The sequence below is a fragment of the Pseudomonas sp. BF-R-30 genome (assembly GCF_019956175.1).
GTDB classification, from domain to species: Bacteria; Pseudomonadota; Gammaproteobacteria; order Pseudomonadales; family Pseudomonadaceae; genus Aquipseudomonas; species Aquipseudomonas jessenii.
Genome location: NZ_JAHBDE010000009.1, coordinates 17,911 through 39,277 on the forward strand (window position 1 = coordinate 17,911; position 21,367 = coordinate 39,277).

The 21,367-nt window shown below is 59.4% G+C and carries 19 protein-coding genes; 3 read left to right on the top strand and 16 right to left on the bottom strand.

Annotation, left to right across the window (positions count from 1 at the left end):
- Positions 1-44: 44 nt before the first annotated feature.
- The 15 genes from nuoF to KGB20_RS06010 form a co-directional block, all read right to left on the bottom strand.
- Complete coding sequence (gene nuoF, locus KGB20_RS05940; protein ID WP_057714158.1) at positions 45-1,400, bottom strand: NADH-quinone oxidoreductase subunit NuoF; 1,356 nt, start codon at positions 1,398-1,400, stop codon at positions 45-47.
- Positions 1,397-1,894, bottom strand: coding sequence for an NADH-quinone oxidoreductase subunit NuoE (gene nuoE / locus KGB20_RS05945; RefSeq protein WP_008020715.1), 498 nt, complete (start codon positions 1,892-1,894; stop codon positions 1,397-1,399). The genes nuoF and nuoE overlap by 4 nt, the downstream gene beginning before the upstream one ends.
- Positions 1,895-1,896: 2 nt before the next feature.
- Positions 1,897-3,681, bottom strand: coding sequence for an NADH-quinone oxidoreductase subunit C/D (nuoC, locus tag KGB20_RS05950; protein WP_057714159.1), 1,785 nt, complete (start codon positions 3,679-3,681; stop codon positions 1,897-1,899).
- Between the two features lie 72 nt (positions 3,682-3,753).
- A complete protein-coding gene (locus tag KGB20_RS05955) occupies positions 3,754-4,428 on the bottom strand; it encodes a NuoB/complex I 20 kDa subunit family protein (RefSeq protein ID WP_046037844.1) in 675 nt (224 codons plus the stop codon).
- Positions 4,429-4,438: 10 nt separating this feature from the next.
- Positions 4,439-4,852, bottom strand: a complete 414-nt coding sequence (locus tag KGB20_RS05960; RefSeq protein ID WP_003223812.1) for an NADH-quinone oxidoreductase subunit A — start codon at positions 4,850-4,852, stop codon at positions 4,439-4,441.
- A 649-nt stretch (positions 4,853-5,501) separates the two neighbouring features.
- A complete protein-coding gene (aceA, locus tag KGB20_RS05965; RefSeq protein WP_034146910.1) occupies positions 5,502-6,827 on the bottom strand; it encodes an isocitrate lyase in 1,326 nt (441 codons plus the stop codon).
- Between the two features lie 473 nt (positions 6,828-7,300).
- Positions 7,301-8,062, bottom strand: a complete 762-nt coding sequence (locus tag KGB20_RS05970; RefSeq protein WP_154908743.1) for a secretin N-terminal domain-containing protein — start codon at positions 8,060-8,062, stop codon at positions 7,301-7,303.
- 362 nt (positions 8,063-8,424) lie between these two features.
- Positions 8,425-8,850 (bottom strand): GNAT family N-acetyltransferase, encoded by a 426-nt coding sequence (locus KGB20_RS05975; RefSeq protein WP_057714161.1) that lies wholly within the window; start codon positions 8,848-8,850, stop codon positions 8,425-8,427.
- The gene (locus tag KGB20_RS05980) at positions 8,843-10,012 is read right to left on the bottom strand and encodes a cupin domain-containing protein (RefSeq protein WP_008053451.1); all 1,170 of its coding nucleotides are present in this window, start codon (positions 10,010-10,012) and stop codon (positions 8,843-8,845) included. Before KGB20_RS05980 ends, KGB20_RS05975 begins: the two co-directional genes overlap by 8 nt.
- Before the next feature lie 87 nt (positions 10,013-10,099).
- Complete coding sequence (gene purB / locus KGB20_RS05985; RefSeq protein ID WP_007972090.1) at positions 10,100-11,470, bottom strand: adenylosuccinate lyase; 1,371 nt, start codon at positions 11,468-11,470, stop codon at positions 10,100-10,102.
- 124 nt (positions 11,471-11,594) lie between these two features.
- Positions 11,595-12,218 (bottom strand): high frequency lysogenization protein HflD, encoded by a 624-nt coding sequence (hflD, locus tag KGB20_RS05990; RefSeq protein WP_057714163.1) that lies wholly within the window; start codon positions 12,216-12,218, stop codon positions 11,595-11,597.
- Complete coding sequence (gene mnmA, locus KGB20_RS05995) at positions 12,215-13,348, bottom strand: tRNA 2-thiouridine(34) synthase MnmA (RefSeq protein ID WP_150812620.1); 1,134 nt, start codon at positions 13,346-13,348, stop codon at positions 12,215-12,217. Before mnmA ends, hflD begins: the two co-directional genes overlap by 4 nt.
- A 59-nt stretch (positions 13,349-13,407) precedes the next feature.
- Positions 13,408-13,854: an NUDIX hydrolase gene (locus KGB20_RS06000; protein WP_154861345.1), complete on the bottom strand. Its 447-nt coding sequence runs from the start codon at positions 13,852-13,854 to the stop codon at positions 13,408-13,410.
- Positions 13,855-14,053: 199 nt separating this feature from the next.
- Complete coding sequence (locus KGB20_RS06005) at positions 14,054-16,279, bottom strand: NADP-dependent isocitrate dehydrogenase (RefSeq protein ID WP_223532151.1); 2,226 nt, start codon at positions 16,277-16,279, stop codon at positions 14,054-14,056.
- A gap of 327 nt (positions 16,280-16,606) precedes the next feature.
- On the bottom strand, positions 16,607-16,774 hold the full coding sequence (locus tag KGB20_RS06010; RefSeq protein WP_167362871.1) for a hypothetical protein: 168 nt from the start codon (positions 16,772-16,774) through the stop codon (positions 16,607-16,609).
- Between KGB20_RS06010 and icd the strand changes: the two genes are divergently transcribed.
- Positions 16,773-18,029, top strand: a complete 1,257-nt coding sequence (gene icd / locus KGB20_RS06015) for an NADP-dependent isocitrate dehydrogenase (RefSeq protein WP_007972065.1) — start codon at positions 16,773-16,775, stop codon at positions 18,027-18,029. The genes KGB20_RS06010 and icd overlap by 2 nt on opposite strands.
- 80 nt (positions 18,030-18,109) lie before the next feature.
- Here icd and cspD read toward each other — a convergent pair whose 3' ends face one another.
- On the bottom strand, positions 18,110-18,376 hold the full coding sequence (gene cspD / locus KGB20_RS06020; RefSeq protein WP_150812623.1) for a cold shock domain-containing protein CspD: 267 nt from the start codon (positions 18,374-18,376) through the stop codon (positions 18,110-18,112).
- Between the two features lie 224 nt (positions 18,377-18,600).
- On the opposite strand from cspD, the gene clpS reads away from it, so the two are divergent.
- Together clpS and clpA are read left to right on the top strand one after the other, a co-directional pair.
- Complete coding sequence (gene clpS / locus KGB20_RS06025) at positions 18,601-18,984, top strand: ATP-dependent Clp protease adapter ClpS (protein ID WP_020799529.1); 384 nt, start codon at positions 18,601-18,603, stop codon at positions 18,982-18,984.
- 30 nt (positions 18,985-19,014) lie between these two features.
- On the top strand, positions 19,015-21,285 hold the full coding sequence (gene clpA / locus KGB20_RS06030; protein WP_057714168.1) for an ATP-dependent Clp protease ATP-binding subunit ClpA: 2,271 nt from the start codon (positions 19,015-19,017) through the stop codon (positions 21,283-21,285).
- Positions 21,286-21,367: the final 82 nt, after the last annotated feature.

Below are 21,367 nucleotides of genomic sequence, written 5' to 3' on the forward strand. Positions count from 1 at the left end.
TCACACGAAAAGCGAAGGGCGCGGACCCTTCGCTTTTTAAGCGTTTACGCGCCGACTACGATCGGCCTTGCCAGAGGCGGGACGGCGGCGCTGACAGGCGCGATACCGGCTTCGAACTCATGGCGGAAGTATTTGATTGCGCTGCCCAACGGCTCCACGGCGCCCGGTGCGTGAGCACAGAAGGTCTTGCCTGGGCCGAGGAAACCGACCAGACCCAGCAGGGTCTCGATGTCGCCTGGCTGGCCTTCACCGTTCTCGATGGCCATCAGGAGCTTTACGCTCCATGGCAAGCCATCGCGGCAAGGGGTGCAGAAGCCGCAGGATTCGCGGGCGAAGAACTGCTCCATGTTGCGCAGCAGGGACACCATGTTGACGCTGTCGTCCACCGCCATGGCCAGGCCGGTACCCATGCGGGTGCCCACTTTGGCGATGCCGCCGGCGTACATTTGTGCGTCCAGGTGTTCCGGCAACAGGAAACCGGTACCGGCGCCGCCAGGCTGCCAGGCCTTGAGCTTGTAACCGTCGCGCATGCCGCCAGCGTAGTCTTCGAACAGCTCGCGACCGGTGACGCCGAACGGCAGTTCCCACAGGCCCGGGTTCTTGACCTTGCCGGAGAAGCCCATGAGCTTGGTGCCCATGTCTTCGCTGCCTTCGCGAGCCAACGATTTGTACCAGTCCACGCCGTCGGCAATGATCGCCGGCACGTTGCACAGGGTTTCGACGTTATTCACGCAAGTCGGCTTGCCCCACACGCCAACGGCGGCAGGGAAGGGCGGCTTGGAGCGCGGGTTGGCGCGACGGCCTTCGAGGGAGTTGATCAGTGCGGTTTCTTCACCGCAGATATAACGCCCGGCGCCGGTGTGAACGAACAGCTCGAAATCAAAACCCGAACCCAGGATGTTCTTGCCCAGCAGGCCGGCTGCCTTGGCTTCTTCCACAGCACGGTTCAAGTGCTTGGCGGCGGTGGTGTATTCGCCACGCAGGAAGATGTAGCCACGGTAGGTTTTCAGTGCGCGGGCACTGATCAGCATGCCTTCGATCAGCAGATGGGGCAGTTGCTCCATCAGCATGCGGTCTTTCCAGGTGTTGGGCTCCATTTCATCCGCGTTGCACAGCAGGTAGCGGATGTTGATGGATTCGTCCTTTGGCATCAGGCCCCACTTCACGCCAGTGGGGAAGCCTGCACCGCCGCGGCCTTTGAGGCCGGAGTCTTTCACGGTCTGGACGATGTCGTCCTGGGCCATGTCGGCGAAGGCCTTGCGCGCAGCGGCGTAACCGTTCTTGGCCTGGTACTCGTCGAGCCATACGGCTTCGCCGTCGTCACGCAGACGCCAGGTGAGCGGGTGAGTCTCGGCCGAACGCTTGATGCGGTTGGCTGGACCGAAGGAAGTCAGGGTCATACGTAGCCCTCGAGCAATTTGGCAACGCCTGCAGGCTGCACATCACCGAAAGTGTCGTCGTCGATCATCAGCGCCGGCGCCTTGTCGCAGTTGCCGAGGCAGCAGACCGGCAGCAGGGTGAAACGACCGTCGGCGGTGGTCTGACCCAGGCCGATGCCGAGCTTGCTCTGGATTTCGCTGACCACGGACTCGTGGCCGCCGATGTAGCAGACCATGCTGTCGCAGACGCGGATGATGTGACGGCCCACTGGCTGACGGAAGATCTGGCTGTAGAACGTCGCCACGCCTTCAACGTCGCTGGCCGGGATGCCGAGGATCTCGCCGATGGCGTACAGGGCGCCGTCCGGCACCCAGCCACGTTCCTTCTGGACGATCTTCAGGGCTTCGATCGACGCCGCGCGCGGGTCTTCGTAGTGATGCAGCTCGTGCTCGATGGCCGAGCGCTCGGTTTCACTCAAGGTGAAACGGTCTGTCTGGATAAGCGTGCTGTTCATGCTTAGCGGTCCACGTCGGCCATAACGAAATCGATACTACCCAGGTACGCAATCAAGTCCGCGACCATGCTGCCTTTGATCACCGAAGGGATCTGCTGCAAGTGCGGGAAGCTTGGGGTACGAATCCGGGTGCGGTAGCTCATGGTGCCGCCATCGCTCGTCAGGTAATAACTGTTGATGCCCTTGGTCGCTTCGATCATCTGGAAGGATTCGTTGGCCGGCATGACCGGGCCCCACGAAACCTGCAGGAAGTGCGTGATCAAGGTTTCGATGTGCTGCAGGGTGCGCTCTTTCGGCGGCGGCGTGGTCAGCGGGTGATCCGCCTTGTACGGGCCTTCCGGCATGTTGCGCAGGCACTGGTCGATGATCCTGATGCTCTGGCGCATCTCCTCGACACGCACGATGCAGCGGTCGTAGGCATCGCCGTTGGCGGCCAGCGGCACTTCGAATTCGAAGTTCTCGTAGCCCGAGTACGGACGCGCTTTACGCAAGTCGAAATCGCAACCGGTCGAACGCAGGCCGGCACCGGTGACGCCCCATTCCAGGGCCTCTTTGGTGTTGTAGTCGGCGACGCCGATGGTGCGGCCACGCAGGATGCTGTTGTCCAGTGCGGCTTTCTGGTATTCGTCCAGACGCTTGGGCATCCACTCGACGAAATCCTTGACCAGTTTTTCCCAACCACGCGGCAGGTCGTGGGCGACGCCACCGATGCGGTACCAGGCCGGGTGCAGGCGGAAACCGGTAATGGCTTCGATCACCGTGTACGCGCGCTGGCGGTCGGTGAAGGTGAAGAACACCGGGGTCATGGCGCCGACGTCCTGGATGTAGGTACCCAGGAACAGCAGGTGGCTGGTGATCCGGAAGAACTCGGCCATCATGATGCGGATGACGTCGACCTTCTCCGGTACCTTGATGCCGGCCAGCTTCTCGACCGAAAGCACGTACGGCAGGTTGTTCATCACGCCGCCGAGGTAGTCGATACGGTCGGTGTACGGGATGAAGCTGTGCCAGGACTGACGCTCGGCCATCTTCTCGGCACCACGGTGGTGGTAACCGACGTCCGGTACGCAGTCTACGATCTCTTCACCGTCCAGCTGCAGGATGATGCGGAACGCACCGTGCGCGGACGGGTGGTTCGGGCCGAGGTTGAGGAACATGTAGTCCTCGTTCGGGCCGGAACGCTTCATGCCCCAGTCTTCCGGCTTGAAGCGCGCGGACTCTTCCTCGAGCTGTTGCTTGGCCAGGTTCAGGGTGAACGGGTCGAACTCGGTGGCACGGGCCGGAAAGTCCTTGCGCAGCGGGTGACCTTCCCAGGTCGGCGGCATCATGATGCGCGACAGGTGAGGGTGACCTTTGAAGTCGATGCCGAACATGTCCCAGACTTCACGCTCGTACCAGTTGGCGTTCGGCCAGATGCTGGTGACGGTCGGCAAGCTGAGGTCGCCCTCGGACAAGGCAACCTTGATCATTACGTCACTATTACGTTCGATCGACATCAAGTGATAGAACACGGAGAAGTCGACGCCGTTCGGCAGCCCTTGACGCTTGGTGCGCAGACGTTCGTCCACGCCGTGCAGGTCATAAAGCATGACGTACGGCTTGGGCAGGTTACGCAGGAAGGTCAGGACTTCGACGAGTTTGGCGCGGGCAACCCAAAGCACCGGCATGCCGGTGCGGGTCGGCTGGGCGGTGAACGCCTCCGGGCCAAAACGGTTGTTCAGTTCGACGACCACATCCTGGTCGTCTGCCTTGTAAGGCGGGATGTACAGAGCACTGCCTGTAGTCATGGTTATTTATCGCTTTCGGTCAACGTAAAGAATGAAGCCAGGTTCTCGTTCTATTTAAGAAGCAGATCTGGATCAGACTTCGTCGGGGCTGCGCAGGTTGGTGACTGCGATTCGCTGTTCGCGGCGCTTTTCCTTCTCGGAAGGCATCTCGGCGCGATAGACGCCTTGATCACCAACGACCCAGGAAAGCGGGCGACGCTCCTGTCCAATCGACTCCTGCAACAGCATCAAGCCTTGCAGGAAAGCCTCAGGGCGGGGCGGGCAGCCAGGCACGTAGACGTCCACGGGCAGGAACTTGTCCACCCCTTGAACGACGGAGTAGATGTCGTACATGCCACCGGAGTTGGCGCACGAACCCATGGAGATGACCCATTTAGGCTCGAGCATTTGCTCGTAGAGACGCTGAATGATCGGCGCCATCTTGATGAAGCAGGTACCGGCGATAACCATGAAATCCGCCTGGCGCGGCGATGCCCGGATAACCTCGGCGCCAAAGCGCGCGATGTCGTGGGGCGCCGTGAAGGCGGTGGTCATTTCCACGTAGCAGCACGAAAGACCGAAGTTATACGGCCACAGGGAGTTCTTGCGCCCCCAGTTGATCGTGCCGTTAAGCACGTCTTCGAGCTTGCCCATGAAAATGTTTTTGTGGACTTGATCTTCTAACGGATCGGAAACGGTTTCCCGCTGGCCAATCGGATACTGCTCGTTAGGAGCATCGGGGTCGATCCTGGTGAGATTGTATTGCATTGCCAAAGCCTCATTGTTTCAGCTTCGCTTGCCGCTTGCGCCGAGCTTCCGGAGCCCAGTCAAGGGCGCCCACTCGGAATAGGTAGACAAGGCCTGCCAACAGAATTGCTATGAAAACGAGAGCTTCGACGAATCCGGTCCAGCCGCTTTCGCGGACGGACACAGACCATGCAAAGAGAAAGAGGGCTTCGATATCGAAGATCACGAACAACATCGCGACCAGATAGAATTTGGCTGAGAGCCGCAAGCGGGCGCCACCTGTAGGTAGCATGCCGGACTCGAACGGTTCGTTTTTGCTGCGGCCCCAGGCTTTTGACCCAAGGAGGCTTGAGACGCCCAGCATGAAGGCACAGAGGCCGACGACGCCTAGAAGGAAAATGGCAAAGCCCCAGTTGTGGGCCATGAGTCCTGTCGCTTCGGGCATGCTGGTAATCCTTAACAGAGAGCAAAGGTCTCTGAGCTTGAAAAGAAACAAAAGCAGTGACGATATGTCGCAGCAATCAATCCCGCTGATTTTATGGCTAAACACTCGGCAAGTAAAATTCCTATAGCGAAATTATTTATAGGAATAAGGACATAGCGCGCTTCAAAAGCCCCGCAGGCCTTGCGCCTTGGGCATTAGCCGGCATTTCGTCAATTATGTTTTGTAGGGAATGTAACGAACATAGTTGGCGCTAAATGATAATCAATATTGTTTGGCCTGGTTTTTAAACTGCTTATCCTTCGGATACTCCGGAAGTTGTCTTATATGGGCGTTACAGCAAGTAGCGGCGGAGAGCGTTTTAGCGGATTTTTCTGACGGTCGTAGCGCTCTGGATCAATGTTTTTCCAGGTCACCACCATCCCCTGTAGGAGAGAGCCTGCTCGCGATGGTGGTCAACGATGACGCTGGGGGCCTGACACCCCACGGCGTCCTCAGGTTCATCGCGAGCAGGCTCGCTCCTACAGGGGGGGGGGGCGCTCATTGAATCGCAGGTAAAAAAACGCCCCGAACCAGTCGGGGCGTCAGAGGTGCAGCGCTGCGGTTAGCTTTCTATTCGGCCCGCAGCGGCTGATGTCTCAGGCGAAGCAGATCAGTGGAACTGTTCTTCTTCAGTCGAACCGGTCAGTGCGGTTACCGAGGACGAGCCACCCTGGATCACGGTGGTCATGTCGTCGAAGTAGCCGGTGCCCACTTCCTGCTGGTGCGCCACGAAGGTGTAGCCCTTGGAAGCGTCAGCGAATTCCTGCTCTTGCAGCTTCACGTAGGCAGTCATGTCGTTGCGGGCGTAGTCGTGCGCCAGGTTGAACATGCTGTGCCACATGTTGTGAATGCCGGCCAGGGTGATGAACTGGTGCTTGTAACCCATGGCGGACAGTTCGCGCTGGAACTTGGCGATGGTCGCGTCGTCCAGGTTTTTCTTCCAGTTGAAGGAAGGCGAGCAGTTGTACGACAGCAGTTGGTCCGGGTATTCCTTCTTGATCGCTTCAGCGAAGCGACGAGCCTCGTCCAGATCCGGCTTGGCGGTTTCGCACCAGATCAGGTCGGCGTACGGAGCGTAGGCCAGGCCACGGGCGATGGCTTGATCCAGGCCGGCGCGCACTTTGTAGAAACCTTCCTGGGTACGTTCGCCAGTCACGAATGGCTGGTCGTACGGGTCGCAGTCGGACGTCAGCAGGTCAGCGGCGTTAGCGTCGGTACGGGCCAGGATGATGGTCGGAGTACCGGCAACGTCAGCAGCCAGGCGGGCGGCGGTCAGCTTCTGTACGGCTTCCTGGGTAGGAACCAGTACCTTGCCGCCCATGTGGCCGCATTTCTTCACGGAAGCCAGCTGGTCTTCGAAGTGAACGCCGGCGGCGCCTGCTTCGATCATGCTCTTCATCAGCTCGTAAGCGTTCAGTACGCCACCGAAACCGGCTTCGGCGTCAGCCACGATTGGCGCGAAGTAGTCGATGTAGCCGTCGTCGCCCGGGTTCTTGCCGGCTTTCCACTGGATCTGGTCGGCACGACGGAACGAGTTGTTGATGCGCTTGACCACGGTTGGAACCGAGTCCACCGGGTACAGCGACTGGTCCGGGTACATCGATTCGGCGGAGTTGTTGTCCGCAGCCACTTGCCAGCCAGACAGGTAGATCGCCTGGATGCCGGCCTTGACTTGTTGCACAGCCTGGCCGCCGGTCAGGGCGCCCATGCAGTTGACGAAATCTTTCTCAGGACGGAAGGCTGGCTTGGCACCCTGGGTCACCAGGTTCCACAGCTTCTCGGCGCCCATTTTTGCAAAAGTGTGCTCAGGTTGAACCGAGCCACGCAGGCGGACGACGTCAGCAGCGGAGTAAGTGCGTGTCACGCCTTTCCAGCGCGGGTTTTCAGCCCAGTCTTTTTCGAGGGCTGCAATTTGCTGTTCGCGTGTCAGTGCCATGGGAGATAAACCTCGTCGCGTCTTTATGAAAAGTTGTTCTGCGGTGGAAAATTCCTGCGCTCGCTGACCAGAAGCTTAAGCGGTCAAGTCGGATTCGGCGGGGAGGGCGACGGGATGAACGATCGGCTCGAGGGGAAGTGAGCAGGTAAAGGCGAACTGCGGGCGCATTCGGGCGTCGTGGGCCTTGGTGCGAACATCAGTGTGGTGCCGGGTTACCTATTACGCTTCCGTCCCTCGGGACAACTTCGTTCCAGTCGACAACCTCGTCAAACACACCTTGTGGGCGGTACAGACACGAAGCGGTTCGCGGGGTAGGTGCGAACATCGCCTCGAAGGCCCTTGCCAGGGCCTCTGATTAGCGGGAGCGAGGCCATCATGCCTTCGCTTTTTTGGCTCGTCAAACGTTTTGTAGTGCTTTTTTTAAGGCACTACATCTTTGGTCTAATACGACTAGTCAGTCAGTTTTTGGTGCTTTAGTCCAAGGTGTCGACTTTCACCCGCAAAGTCATGTCGTTGCGGCTCTGGGTCGAGTAGCTGCGGGTCAGGCCCTGTTTGTCGGCCTGGGTCTGGCCGTTGACCCCGGCCAGCAGGATCCACTCGCCGAGGTGGCCGGTGACGGTTGTGTCGGTGCTTTGTACGTTCACTACATCTGGACGTTCCTGGCTCATGCGGTCACGGTTGGTACTGATCGACAGGTGGACGATGTCGCCGGTGACGTTTGCGGTGACGTAGAAGCCCTGGGTGACGTTGCGGTATTCGGTCTGGCTGCGCAGGTCGCCGTAGGAATCGGTCTGCGAGCTGGTCAGCGGCACGCTCTGGCCGACCTGGATCAGCGCCGGTGTGCCTTCGCTGGCCTGCACCTGCTGAATGCCGCCGTCACGACTGTCGGTGGTGTAGTTGATGATGCGGGTCTGGCTTGGCTTGGCGCCGTTCACCGAATAACCCTGGTCACCCTGGAAGTTGTTGTCGCTGGTGTCGACGGTGATCAGCAAGCGCTTGGGTGCGGTGTCGAGTTGGGAAAGAAGGGCTTTAAGTTCGTCGATCTTGCGTTGATCGGCGTTGGCGATCAATTGATTGCCGTAGGCGCTGACCTGTCCGTCCTTGCCGACGAAATCCTGCGCCACCGGCAGCAGGTCGGCACTGGTGTGGTATTTGAGGGGGATGATTTCTGTGGCAGCCAGCACCGAAAAACTGCAGCCGAGCAGTAGGGTGGTGAGCAGGGTGCGTAGGGACATGTCCGTTATCTCCGCGTTCTAAAGGCTTGATATTGCCACTTTGTCGGCCCGGGGTTTGTAGGAGCGAGCTTGCTCGCGATGGGCGTGAACGATAATGCTGGAAGTCTGACACCCCCGCGGCGCTCTCAAGACCATCGCGAGCAGGCTCGCTCCTACAGTTTGTCGGCCCGGGGTGGGGTAAGTTGAATCGTAGACAGCAAAACGCCCCGGCATCTGGAGATGGCGGGGCGTTTTGTGGTGTTTCGTCGGGCCTAATCGCGAGCAAGCTCGCTCCCACAGGGATCGATGGTGTTGCTGAAATCTTCAGCAACTCACAAATCCAATGTGGGAGCGAGCTTGCTCGCGATGGCGGCACCTGGGCCTTATGCCGAATGGCGAACCATGTCCACGTGCGGAATCCCGGCTTCCAGGAACTCCTCACTGACCATGTGAAAGCCCAGCCGTTCATAGAACGCCGTGGCTTGTACCTGGGCGCTGAGCATCTGCTGCTTCAGCCCGCGCTCTTCGGCTTCACCAATCACTGCGTGCATCAGCGCATCGCCGACTTTCAGGCCGCGCCAGTCCTTGAGTACCGATACCCGGCCGACGTGACCGTCAGGCAGCAGGCGGGCGGTGCCAATCGGAAAGTCGCCTTCGAGGGCGAGGAAATGCACGGCCGTTACATCATCGGCATCCCATTCCAGCTCGGGCGGAACGGATTGCTCGGCGACGAACACCGTCTCACGAATGCGCCGGATCTCGGCGTTGTCCTTCTGCCAGTCTGCGACACGTACGTGAATCTTATTCATCGGCAAACCCCAGGCTTCCTTGCTTGACCAGTTCACACAGCAGCCCGCGACCGTCTTCGTCGCTCAGCCAGTCGCCAAGGTTGTCGGCGTGCAGCGCGTCGGCGGCGCAGATCATCTTCAACAATTCGCGCAGTTTGCCCGGCAGGTAACGGCTCTGGCCGCTGGCGAACAGCAGCAGGTCGTCATCGACTTCAGACCACGCCAGGCGTGCGCTCGGGTTGCGAATCAGGATCGCGCCTTGTTCCAGGGCGGACATGAAGTCCTCTTCTTCGACGTCTTCCGGGCCCACCACCAGTTCCGGGTAGCGTGGCTCGGTCATGAACTGGCCGAACCAGGTCAGCAGCAGGCGCTCGTCGCTCATGTGCTCGGCCAGCAGGCCTTTGAGGCGGTCGAGTGCGTCGCGCTGGATCTGGTGAGGATCGGCGGTCGGCAAGGCGTCGGCGTCGGTGTAGCGTTCTTCGTCCGACAGGAACTGGCTGAGGAAGTCGGTGAAGTGGGTCAGCACTTCAGCGGCGCTCGGTGCACGGAAGCCGACCGAGTAGGTCATGCATTCATCAACGGCAACGCCGCAATGGGCCAGGCGCGGTGGCAGGTAGAGCATGTCGCCCGGTTCCAGCACCCATTCATCGGTGGCTTCGAATTCGGAGAGGATGCGCAGGTCGGCGTGGGCCAGCATCGGGCTCTCGGTGTTGCACATCTGGCCGATCTTCCAGTTGCGCTTGCCGTGGCCTTGCAGCAGGAACACGTCGTAGTTGTCGAAGTGCGGACCAACGCTGCCACCCGGTGCGGCGTAGCTGATCATCACGTCGTCGATGCGCCAGCTCGGCAGAAAGCGGAAATTTTCCAGCAGTTCGCTGACTTCCGGGACGAACTGATCCACGGCTTGAACCAGCAGGGTCCAGTCAGTTTCAGGCAGCTTGCTGAATTCATCTTCGGCGAACGGGCCGCGACGCAGTTCCCATGGGCGCTCGCCATTCTCGATGATCAGTCGCGATTCGACTTCTTCTTCCAGCGCCAGGCCGGCCAGTTCGTCGGCGTCGATCGGGCTTTCGAAATCAGGAATGGCCTGACGGATCAGCAGCGGCTTTTTCTGCCAGTAGTCGCGCAGGAATTCCCGTGCCGTGATGCCGCCCAGAAGTTGAAGAGGAATATCAGGATTCATGTGTAACCTATTGAAAAAATGCACTTTTCAGACGGGAATAAAAACGCCCGGCGCGGCCGGGCGTCTTATAAAGGGTCTAGCGGTCGATCAGATGCGTTTGGCTTGTTCTACAGCGTTGCCGATGTAGTTCGCCGGGGTGAGCAATTTCAGCTCGGCCTTGGCGGCGGCTGGCATGTCCAGGCCGTCGATGAAAGTCTGCAGCGCTTCTGGGCTGATGCCCTTGCCGCGGGTCAGTTCTTTCAGCTTTTCGTACGGGTTTTCGATGTTGTAGCGACGCATCACGGTCTGGATCGGCTCGGCCAGTACTTCCCAGCAGGCGTCCAGGTCGGCGGCAATCTTCTGCTCGTTGAGCTCAAGCTTGCTGATGCCCTTGAGGCTGGCTTCGTAAGCGATCACGCTGTGGGCGAAGCCGACACCGAGGTTGCGCAGTACGGTGGAGTCGGTCAGGTCGCGCTGCCAGCGGGAGATCGGCAGTTTGCTCGCCAGGTGCTGGAACAGTGCGTTGGCGATACCCAGGTTGCCTTCGGAGTTTTCGAAGTCGATCGGGTTGACCTTGTGCGGCATGGTCGACGAACCGATTTCGCCAGCGATGGTGCGCTGTTTGAAATAACCCAGGGAGATGTAGCCCCAGATGTCGCGGTCGAAGTCGATCAGGATGGTGTTGAAGCGGGCGATCGCGTCGAACAGCTCGGCAATGTAGTCGTGCGGTTCGATCTGCGTGGTGTACGGGTTGAAGCCCAGGCCCAGCTCGTCTTCGATGAAGGCGCGGGCGTTGGCTTCCCAGTCGATCTCAGGGTAGGCCGACAGGTGGGCGTTGTAGTTGCCGACAGCGCCGTTGATCTTGCCCAGCAGCGGAACGGCAGCGACTTGAGCGATCTGGCGCTCCAGGCGGTAAACCACGTTCGCCAGCTCTTTGCCCAGGGTGGTCGGCGAGGCCGGCTGACCGTGGGTGCGCGACAGCATCGGCACGTCGGCGAAACGGATGGCCAGTTCGCGGATGGCGTTGGCAGTCTGGCGCATCAGCGGCAGCATCACGTCATCACGGCCTTCGCGCAGCATCAGGGCGTGGGACAGGTTGTTGATGTCCTCGCTGGTGCAGGCAAAGTGGATGAATTCACTGACCTTGGCCAGCTCCGGCAACTTGGCCGCTTGCTCTTTGAGCAGGTACTCGATGGCCTTGACGTCGTGGTTGGTGGTGCGCTCGATCTCTTTGACGCGCTCGGCGTGCTCCAGAGAGAAGTTTTCCGCCAGGGTGTTGAGCACAGCGTTGGCTTCGGCGGAGAACGCCGGCACTTCACTGATGGCAGGGTGAGCGGCCAGGCGCTGGAGCCAGCGCACTTCAACCAGAACGCGGGCACGGATCAGGCCGTACTCGCTGAAAATTGGGCGCAGGGCCTGGGTTTTGCCGGCGTAGCGGCCGTCAACAGGGGAAACCGCAGTGAGCGAAGAAAGCTGCATGGGGTGTTCTCGGACAGTCGGGCAACGAAATGGGGCGCGTATCATACATGAAAAAATCCGCCGGTCCGTCGCCAACTGACCGGCGTATTACGCGTATTGCTGAGTTCGGTTCTGTCGATGCGGGTTATTCGTTACGCATCAAGGGGTAAAGCTCTTTGAGCAATTTGCGGCGGCTGATCACCAGTTGCCAGCGATGACCGCCCAATTGCCGCCACAGGCGTGCTGAGCGAATGCCGGCCAGCAGCAGGGCGCGAATTTTCGAGGCGTTGCTCGGTTGTTGCAGGTTGCGCATGTCGCCGTGCACCTGAATGCGCTGGCGCAGCGTGCTCAGGGTGTCCTGATACAGCGCACCGCAGGCGGCGATCACGTTTTCGTGGGCCGGGCCGAAGTGTTCGACCTGGGACTGAATCTGCGGCAGGCGTTTGCCGATCACGTCGAGCATGTCGCCGCGTTTGGCCAGTTGACGCTCAAGGCCGAGCATGGCCAGGGCATAACGCAGTGGCTCGCGCTGCAGGGCACTTGGGTCGCGTTCGAGGGCACCGATCAGCGCGCGGTAGCCTTCGCGCAGGTTGATGTCGTCGCCACCATAGACTTCCAGCGTGTCCTTGGGGTCGCGGATCAGCAGGCTGCCGAGCATGCAGCTCAGGCCGGCTTCGTTGGTCTGGCCGGTCTTGGCGATCCTGTCCACCAGCACCGCGGCGAGAAACACCCCGCCCAGTGCCGTCAGTTGCTCCTGAATCGGGTTCATAGGGCCTGGCCCTTGCTCGTCCACGGCTCGGCTACTTCAATCACGCCGCCGCCTAGGCAGATTTCACCGTCATAGAACACCACGGACTGGCCCGGAGTGACGGCGCGTTGCGGATCATCGAAGGTCGCGCGATATCCGGTGGCGGTTTTTTCCAGGGTGCAGGGCTGGTCGCTCTGGCGATAACGCACCTTGGCGGTCAGTTTGCGCGGCTCGGTCAAATCGATCGGGTTGACCCAATAGATGTCCGAGGCGAGCAGGGCGCGGGAGAACAGGTAAGGGTGATCATTGCCCTGGCCAACGATCAGTTCGTTGTGTTCCAGGTCTTTGATCAGCACATACCACGGCTCGTCGCCGGCGTCTTTCAGGCCGCCGATGCCCAGGCCCTGACGCTGGCCGATGGTGTGGTACATCAAGCCGTGGTGACGGCCGATGACTTCGCCTTCGGTGGTCTTGATCTCGCCCGGTTGCGCCGGCAGGTATTGCTTGAGGAAGTCGCTGAAGCGGCGTTCGCCGATAAAGCAGATCCCGGTGGAATCCTTTTTCTTCGCGGTCGCCAGCTCGTACTTCTCGGCAATGGCGCGCACTTGCGGTTTTTCCAGCTCGCCGACCGGGAACAGGGTCTTGGCGATCTGTTCGCCACCGACGGCGTGCAGGAAGTAGCTCTGGTCCTTGTTCGGGTCCAGGCCCTTGAGCAGTTCGGTGCGACCATCGATGTCGCGACGACGCACGTAGTGGCCGGTGGCGATCAGGTCGGCGCCAAGCATCATGGCGTAGTCGAGGAACGCCTTGAACTTGATTTCGCGGTTGCACAGGATGTCCGGGTTCGGCGTGCGTCCGGCCTTGTATTCGGCCAGGAAATGCTCGAACACGTTGTCCCAGTACTCGGCGGCGAAGTTGGCGGTGTGCAGCTTGATGCCAATCTTGTCGCACACGGCCTGGGCGTCCGCCAGGTCATCCATGGCGGTGCAGTATTCCGTTCCATCGTCTTCTTCCCAGTTCTTCATGAACAGGCCTTCCACCTCATAACCCTGCTCGATCAGCAGGAGGGCGGAAACGGAAGAGTCCACGCCGCCGGACATGCCGACAATGACGCGCTTCTTTTGTGTGTCAGAAGGGGCTGGATCACGCATAGGGATTCAATGAGTGTCTTGAAAAAGGACGCGATTCTAGCAGGCTCAGGCCCGCAAGGCTAAAGAGAAGGACGGATCAATTCGAGGCCGAAGTGTTGGCCTGCCAGATAGTCGTCGATGCAGCGGATGATCAGCTCGCTGCGCCAGTTGTCGCGCTGCTCGATTAATTCCTCACGGGTCAACCACTTGGCGCCGACGATGCCGTCATCCAGTTGATAATCCGCGTGGTGTTTCAGTGGTTTGGCGATGAAGCAGACCCGCTGGTAGGTCACGCCATTGCTCGGGGCGGTGTAGAGGTAAATGCCCAGTACGCCGGTCGGTTCGACGTCCCAGCCGGTTTCCTCGAGGGTTTCGCGCACGGCGGCTTCGGTCAGGGTTTCGTTCGGGTCCAGATGGCCGGCGGGCTGATTGAGCACCACGCGTCCGTGCTTTTGTTCCTCGACCATCAGGAAGCGGCCGTTGTCTTCGACGATGGTGGCGACGGTGATGTGGGGTTGCCAATCCATATGGTTTCCTCGGTTTTCAGTGTTGAAATACAGTCAAATGTGGGAGCGGGCTTGCTCGCGAAAGCGGTGGGTCAGTCAACATCGATGTTGAATGATAAACCGCATTCGCGAGCAAGCCCGCTCCCACATGGGGTGTGTGTAAGGTCTGAAAGCACAAACCCCGGCACAGGGCCGGGGTTTGTGATGTTCCCTTACAACCTTAAACCAGCGCAGCGACAGCCGCGTTGAAGGTTGCGCTTGGGCGCATGGCCTTGCTGATCAGCTCGGCGTCGGCGTGGTAGTAACCGCCGATGTCCACTGGCATGCCCTGAACGGCGTTGAGTTCGGCAACGATGGTCGCCTCGTTCTCGGTCAGGGTCTTGGCCAGGGTCGCGAACTGCGCTTGCAGTGCAGCGTCTTCGGTCTGGGCAGCCAGGGCCTGAGCCCAGTACAGCGCCAGATAGAAGTGGCTGCCGCGGTTGTCGATGTTGCCGACTTTGCGCGATGGCGACTTGTTGTTGTCCAGGAACTGGCCGGTGGCCTGGTCCAGGGTCTTGGCCAGAACCAGCGCCTTGGGGTTGTTGTAGGTCACGCCCAGGTGTTCCAGGGACGCGGCCAGGGCCAGGAATTCACCCAGCGAATCCCAGCGCAGGAAGTTTTCTTCCAGCAGTTGCTGAACGTGCTTCGGAGCCGAGCCGCCGGCGCCGGTTTCGAACAGGCCACCGCCGTTCATCAGCGGCACGATCGACAGCATCTTGGCGCTGGTGCCCAGTTCCATGATCGGGAACAGGTCGGTCAGGTAGTCGCGCAGTACGTTGCCCGTTACCGAGATGGTGTCCTTGCCTGCGCGGGTGCGCTGCAGGGTGGACTTCATCGCGTCGACCGGGGCCATGATCTGGATGTCCAGGCCGGCAGTGTCGTGATCCTTCAGGTAAGCCTGAACTTTCTCGATCACTACGCCGTCGTGGGCGCGCATCGGGTCCAGCCAGAAGATCGCCGGGGTGCTGCTGGCGCGAGCACGGTTGACGGCCAGTTTGACCCAGTCCTGGATCGGCGCGTCTTTGGTCTGGCACATGCGGAAGATGTCGCCGGCTTCAACAGCCTGTTCCATCAGCAGGTTGCCCTTGCTGTCGGTGACGCGAACAACGCCGTCAGCCTTGATCTGGAAAGTCTTGTCGTGAGAGCCGTACTCTTCGGCTTTCTTCGCCATCAGGCCAACGTTCGGCACGCTGCCCATGGTGGTCGGATCGAACGCACCGTTGGCTTTGCAATCTTCGATCACGGCCTGGTAGATGGTGGCGTAGCAACGATCCGGGATCACGGCTTTGGTGTCGTGCAACTGGCCGTCGGTGCCCCACATCTTGCCGGAGTCACGGATCATGGCCGGCATCGAGGCGTCGACGATCACGTCGCTCGGCACGTGCAGGTTGGTGATGCCTTTGTCGGAGTTGACCATCGCCAGGGAAGGGCGAACGGCGTAGACCGCCTGGATGTCAGCTTCGATCTGCGCTTGCTGCTCGGCAGGCAAAGCCTTGATACGAGCGTACAGGTCGCCGATGCCGTTGTTCAGGTTGAAGCCGATCTGTGCCAGCACGTCAGCGTGCTTGGCCAGTGCGTCTTTATAGAACTCGGCAACGATCTGGCCGAACATGATCGGGTCGGAGACCTTCATCATGGTGGCTTTCAAGTGAACCGACAGCAGCACGCCTTGTGCCTTGGCGTCTTCGATTTCAGCCGCGATGAAGCTGCGCAGGGCGTTTTTGCTTAGTACCGCGCAATCGAGGATCTCACCGGCTTGTACGCTGGTCTTTTCTTTCAGGACGGTAGCGGAGCCGTCTTGGGCGATCAGCTCGATTTTCACGGCGTCAGCGGCGTCGATCAGGGCGGCTTTTTCGCTGCCGTAGAAATCGCCGTTGCTCATGTGCGCGATGTGGGACTTGGAGTCCTTGGCCCAAGCGCCCATTTTGTGCGGGTGCTTGCGTGCGTAGTTCTTGACCGACAACGGTGCGCGGCGGTCGGAGTTGCCTTCGCGCAGGACCGGGTTCACGGCGCTGCCCTTGATCTTGTCGTAACGCGCCTTGGCTTCCTTGTCGGCGTCGCAGGTCACGGTTTCCGGGTAGTCCGGCAGTGCGTAACCCTGGGCTTGCAGCTCTTTGATCGCGGCTTGCAGTTGCGGAACCGAGGCGCTGATGTTCGGCAATTTGATGATGTTGGCTTCAGGCGTAACGGCCAGGGCGCCCAGTTCGGCGAGGTGGTCGGCTACGGCTTTGTCACCCAGTTGCTCGGGGAAGCTGGCCAGGATGCGCCCTGCAAGAGAGATATCGCGGGTTTCAACGGCGATATCAGCCGAGGCGGTGAACGCCTCTACGATAGGCAACAGTGAATAGGTGGCGAGGGCAGGAGCTTCGTCGGTGAAGGTATAGATGATCTTCGAGCGGGTGGGCATATTCGGATTAACTCTCTCTTCTTTGCTAAAGCGTGCGCAGAAACTCGAGGGCGCCGGGTAAGCGCGTTCGTTCAAAGTCATCCATGAGCCGAATATCGAGGTTTCGTTGCTGTGATGTTGGGTGCATCAGTAGGGCGTCAAGTAGCCGGACTGCGATAACAGGCCGGCTTGCCGGGCGGAAAGTCTCATCGTAGAGCACTTCAGCCGTCGTGACCCTGTGGTCAGCGGGCGGCATTATACATAGGTAGCTGGCAATCTGCCGATGGTTCATATGCAACGAATGTCGTCCATTGGTCTAAAGGTCGCAGGGGCGAGCAGGGCGTAAGGTCACTCGTCGTGCTTGGTTTTGGCGCTTTTCCCTTTGCTTTCAGGCTTGTAGCGCGCAAGTTGCAAGGCTTTGCGCCAGATCGATGGAACATAGGGTTTGCGCGCCGATTCAACTGGGTTACGCTCGAACCAAGCCAGATGTTCAATCCAATCAATGGAGTTCAGCATGGGTTACAAGAAGATTCAGGTTCCAGCCGTCGGCGACAAAATCACCGTCAATGCAGACCATTCTCTCAATGTTCCTAATAACCCGATCATCCCCTTCATCGAAGGCGACGGCATTGGTGTCGACATCAGCCCGGTCATGATCAAGGTTGTCGATGCTGCTGTTAAGAAGGCCTACGGTGGCGAACGCAAGATTTCCTGGATGGAAGTGTACGCCGGGGAAAAGGCGACTCAGGTTTACGATCAGGACACCTGGCTGCCTCAGGAAACCCTGGACGCGGTCAAGGATTACGTGGTTTCCATCAAGGGCCCGCTGACCACCCCGGTCGGTGGCGGCATCCGTTCCCTGAACGTGGCCCTGCGTCAGCAACTCGACCTGTACGTCTGCCTGCGCCCGGTGCGTTGGTTCGAAGGCGTGCCTAGCCCGGTCAAGAAGCCAGGCGATGTCGACATGACCATCTTCCGCGAGAACTCCGAAGACATCTATGCGGGCATCGAGTGGAAGGCCGGTACGCCGGAAGCCACCAAGGTCATCAAGTTCCTGAAAGAAGAAATGGGCGTTACCAAGATCCGTTTCGACGAGAACTGCGGTATCGGCGTCAAGCCGGTGTCCCTGCAGGGTACCAAGCGTCTGGCGCGCAAGGCCCTGCAATATGTGGTCGACAACGATCGCGATTCGCTGACCATCGTACACAAAGGCAACATCATGAAGTTCACCGAAGGTGCCTTCAAGGAATGGGCCTACGAAGTGGCGGCTGAAGAGTTCGGCGCGACCCTGCTCGACGGTGGCCCGTGGATGCAGTTCAAGAACCCGAAAACCGGCAAGAACGTCATCGTCAAGGATGCCATCGCCGATGCCATGCTCCAGCAGATCCTGCTGCGCCCGGCCGAGTACGATGTGATCGCGACCCTGAACCTGAACGGCGACTACCTCTCCGACGCCCTGGCGGCGGAAGTGGGCGGTATCGGTATTGCGCCGGGTGCCAACCTGTCCGACACCGTCGCCATGTTCGAAGCCACCCACGGTACGGCGCCGAAGTACGCCGGCAAGGACCAGGTCAACCCGGGGTCGTTGATCCTGTCGGCTGAAATGATGCTGCGCCACATGGGCTGGACCGAAGCGGCCGACCTGATCATCAAGGGCACCAACGGAGCGATTTCCGCCAAGACCGTGACCTATGACTTCGAGCGTCTGATGGAAGGCGCGAAACTGGTGTCGTCTTCCGGCTTCGGTGATGCGCTGATCTCGCACATGTAAGAAAACGCAGGCACACAAAAACCGCCTGATTCAAGTAGATGAGTCAGGCGGTTTTTTTATGGCGCTATGACGGTGTGGACTTACACTGTAACGGTCTGTTGCGGGGCGGATGCCGTTGCTTTCGAAGCGCCCGCCGGGTTGCCGATGTTGACCGCGTGGAGGCCTTTGGGGCCCTGGATGATATCGAATACGACAGCTTGTCCGGCTTTCAGGGTTTTATAACCTTCCATCTGGATGGCGGAGTAGTGGGCAAACAGGTCTTCTGTCTTGCCGTCCTCATTGATGAAACCGTAACCCTTGGCATTGTTGAACCATTTGACCTTGCCGCTGACCTTGCCGCCTGACATACCCAACTCCCTCTGCAACAGACTCCATCACTGGAGTATCATCCAGTACATCCGCAGTCGAATCTGTAAATAAGATTGACTCCGCGGACCTTTTTTACCCACTGTGGGCTCTATTGGTTGTAACACCGTTTTGCCGATAGTCAAGCTGACCCGGCAGTCGGAGTTGAAATCGCTGATAGCCGCCCCCACCACTGTATTTGAACAACTGACGAACCTTTCTTTCCATGCATGCAATCAGCCAGATTCGACTAACATTCAATCAGGATCGCCCGACTCTCCAGAAGGATCGCCCGGAGGAACACGACGACGATTCCGCAGGCATTGCTGTTCAGGAGGCCAAGCCTGCTTTACAGGCGCCGCCGATGTACAAGGTGGTTTTGTTCAATGATGACTACACACCGATGGATTTCGTCGTCGAAGTGCTCGAGGTGTTTTTTAACCTGAATCGCGAGCTGGCGACCAAGGTCATGCTGGCCGTCCACACAGAAGGACGGGCAGTATGTGGAGTGTTTACCCGCGACATCGCCGAGACCAAGGCCATGCAGGTCAACCAGTACGCCAGGGAAAGCCAGCATCCGCTACTCTGTGAAATCGAGAAGGACGGTTAATCGCCGGACACTTGGGTATGAGGTGAAGCTATGTTAAACCGCGAGCTCGAAGTCACCCTCAATCTTGCCTTCAAGGAAGCTCGTTCGAAGCGTCATGAGTTCATGACCGTCGAGCACCTCTTGCTGGCCCTATTGGACAATGAGGCTGCCGCCACCGTTCTGCGTGCGTGCGGCGCAAACCTCGACAAACTCAAGCATGACCTGCAGGAGTTCATCGACTCCACCACGCCATTGATCCCCGTGCATGACGAGGATCGCGAAACCCAGCCAACCCTGGGCTTCCAGCGTGTACTGCAACGTGCTGTGTTTCACGTACAGAGCTCGGGCAAACGCGAAGTGACTGGCGCCAACGTGCTGGTCGCGATCTTCAGTGAGCAAGAGAGTCAGGCGGTGTTCCTGCTGAAACAGCAGAGCGTTGCCCGTATAGATGTCGTCAACTACATCGCCCATGGCATTTCCAAAGTGCCGGGGCATGGCGATCACTCTGAAGGTGAGCAAGATATGCAGGACGACGAGGGCGGTGAGTCTTCTTCCTCAGGCAATCCCCTGGATGCTTATGCCAGCAACCTCAACGAACTCGCGCGTCAGGGTCGCATCGATCCGCTGGTGGGGCGTGAGCTGGAAGTCGAGCGCGTTGCGCAGATCCTGGCGCGTCGGCGCAAAAACAATCCGCTGCTGGTGGGCGAGGCGGGCGTGGGTAAAACCGCGATTGCCGAAGGCCTGGCCAAGCGCATTGTCGACGACCAGGTACCGGACCTGCTGGCCAACAGCGTGGTTTACTCTCTTGATCTCGGCGCGTTGCTGGCCGGGACCAAATACCGTGGCGATTTCGAGAAGCGCTTCAAGGCGTTGCTCAATGAGCTGAAAAAACGTCCGCAGGCGATCCTGTTCATCGATGAGATCCACACCATCATTGGTGCGGGGGCCGCGTCCGGTGGCGTCATGGATGCCTCGAACCTGCTCAAGCCGCTGCTGTCCTCGGGTGATATCCGTTGCATCGGTTCAACCACCTTCCAGGAATTCCGCGGCATCTTCGAGAAGGACCGTGCCTTGGCCCGGCGCTTCCAGAAGGTCGATGTGTCGGAGCCTTCGGTGGAAGACACCATTGGCATTCTGCGCGGTCTGAAAGGGCGTTTCGAAAGCCATCACAATATCGAATACAGTGATGAGGCCCTGCGCGCGGCTGCCGAACTGGCCTCGCGTTACATCAACGACCGTCATATGCCGGACAAGGCCATCGATGTCATCGACGAGGCGGGTGCCTATCAGCGCCTGCAACCGGTCGAGAAGCGTGTGAAGCGCATCGAAGTGCCGCAAGTCGAGGACATCGTCGCGAAAATCGCGCGCATTCCGCCAAAACACGTCACCAGTTCCGACAAGGAACTGCTGCGTAACCTCGAGCGTGACCTGAAGTTGACCGTGTTCGGTCAGGATGCCGCGATCGACTCGCTGGCAACCGCGATCAAGCTGTCCCGTGCCGGCCTCAAATCCCCTGACAAGCCTGTCGGTTCGTTCCTGTTCGCAGGGCCTACCGGTGTCGGTAAGACCGAAGCGGCGCGTCAGTTGGCCAAGGCCTTGGGTGTCGAGTTGATTCGTTTCGACATGTCCGAGTACATGGAGCGCCACACCGTATCGCGTCTGATCGGTGCGCCTCCTGGTTATGTCGGGTTCGATCAGGGCGGTCTGCTCACCGAAGCCATTACCAAGCAGCCACACTGCGTGTTGTTGCTCGATGAAATCGAAAAGGCGCATCCGGAAGTCTTCAACCTGCTGCTGCAGGTCATGGACCACGGTACGTTGACCGATAACAACGGGCGCAAAGCGGATTTCCGTAACGTGATCGTCATCATGACGACCAACGCCGGTGCCGAGACCGCAGCCCGCGCTTCGATCGGTTTCACCTATCAGGATCACTCGTCCGATGCGATGGAAGTGATCAAGAAGAGCTTCACGCCGGAATTCCGCAACCGTCTGGACACCATCATCCAGTTTGGTCGCCTCAGTCATGAGGTTATCAAGAGCGTGGTGGACAAGTTCCTTACCGAGCTTCAGGCGCAACTGGAAGACAAGCGAGTGTTGCTGGAAGTCACCGATGCGGCCCGCAACTGGCTGGCCGAAGGTGGCTACGACGCGGCGATGGGTGCTCGCCCAATGGCTCGCCTGATCCAGGACAAGATCAAGCGTCCGCTGGCGGAGGAGATTCTCTTTGGCGAACTGGCCGAGCATGGCGGTGTGGTACACATCGACATCAAGGACGGGGAGCTGACCTTCGAGTTCGAGACCACGGCCGAGATGGCCTGACGTTCAAAAGCAAAACAAAAAGGCGCCGAGAGGCGCCTTTTTGCTGTCTGTTGATCGGCATATCCGCTGTCTGTAGGAGCGA

Coding starts and splice junctions, on each gene's coding strand:
- nuoF (WP_057714158.1), bottom strand. CDS start 1,400: ATGACCCTGACTTCCTTCGGTCCAGCCAACCGCATCAAGCGTTCGGCC.
- nuoE (WP_008020715.1), bottom strand. CDS start 1,894: ATGAACAGCACGCTTATCCAGACAGACCGTTTCACCTTGAGTGAAACC.
- nuoC (WP_057714159.1), bottom strand. CDS start 3,681: ATGACTACAGGCAGTGCTCTGTACATCCCGCCTTACAAGGCAGACGAC.
- KGB20_RS05955 (WP_046037844.1), bottom strand. CDS start 4,428: ATGCAATACAATCTCACCAGGATCGACCCCGATGCTCCTAACGAGCAG.
- KGB20_RS05960 (WP_003223812.1), bottom strand. CDS start 4,852: ATGCCCGAAGCGACAGGACTCATGGCCCACAACTGGGGCTTTGCCATT.
- aceA (WP_034146910.1), bottom strand. CDS start 6,827: ATGGCACTGACACGCGAACAGCAAATTGCAGCCCTCGAAAAAGACTGG.
- KGB20_RS05970 (WP_154908743.1), bottom strand. CDS start 8,062: ATGTCCCTACGCACCCTGCTCACCACCCTACTGCTCGGCTGCAGTTTT.
- KGB20_RS05975 (WP_057714161.1), bottom strand. CDS start 8,850: ATGAATAAGATTCACGTACGTGTCGCAGACTGGCAGAAGGACAACGCC.
- KGB20_RS05980 (WP_008053451.1), bottom strand. CDS start 10,012: ATGAATCCTGATATTCCTCTTCAACTTCTGGGCGGCATCACGGCACGG.
- purB (WP_007972090.1), bottom strand. CDS start 11,470: ATGCAGCTTTCTTCGCTCACTGCGGTTTCCCCTGTTGACGGCCGCTAC.
- hflD (WP_057714163.1), bottom strand. CDS start 12,218: ATGAACCCGATTCAGGAGCAACTGACGGCACTGGGCGGGGTGTTTCTC.
- mnmA (WP_150812620.1), bottom strand. CDS start 13,348: ATGCGTGATCCAGCCCCTTCTGACACACAAAAGAAGCGCGTCATTGTC.
- KGB20_RS06000 (WP_154861345.1), bottom strand. CDS start 13,854: ATGGATTGGCAACCCCACATCACCGTCGCCACCATCGTCGAAGACAAC.
- KGB20_RS06005 (WP_223532151.1), bottom strand. CDS start 16,279: ATGCCCACCCGCTCGAAGATCATCTATACCTTCACCGACGAAGCTCCT.
- icd (WP_007972065.1), top strand. CDS start 16,773: ATGGGTTACAAGAAGATTCAGGTTCCAGCCGTCGGCGACAAAATCACC.
- KGB20_RS06010 (WP_167362871.1), bottom strand. CDS start 16,774: ATGCTGAACTCCATTGATTGGATTGAACATCTGGCTTGGTTCGAGCGT.
- cspD (WP_150812623.1), bottom strand. CDS start 18,376: ATGTCAGGCGGCAAGGTCAGCGGCAAGGTCAAATGGTTCAACAATGCC.
- clpS (WP_020799529.1), top strand. CDS start 18,601: ATGCATGCAATCAGCCAGATTCGACTAACATTCAATCAGGATCGCCCG.
- clpA (WP_057714168.1), top strand. CDS start 19,015: ATGTTAAACCGCGAGCTCGAAGTCACCCTCAATCTTGCCTTCAAGGAA.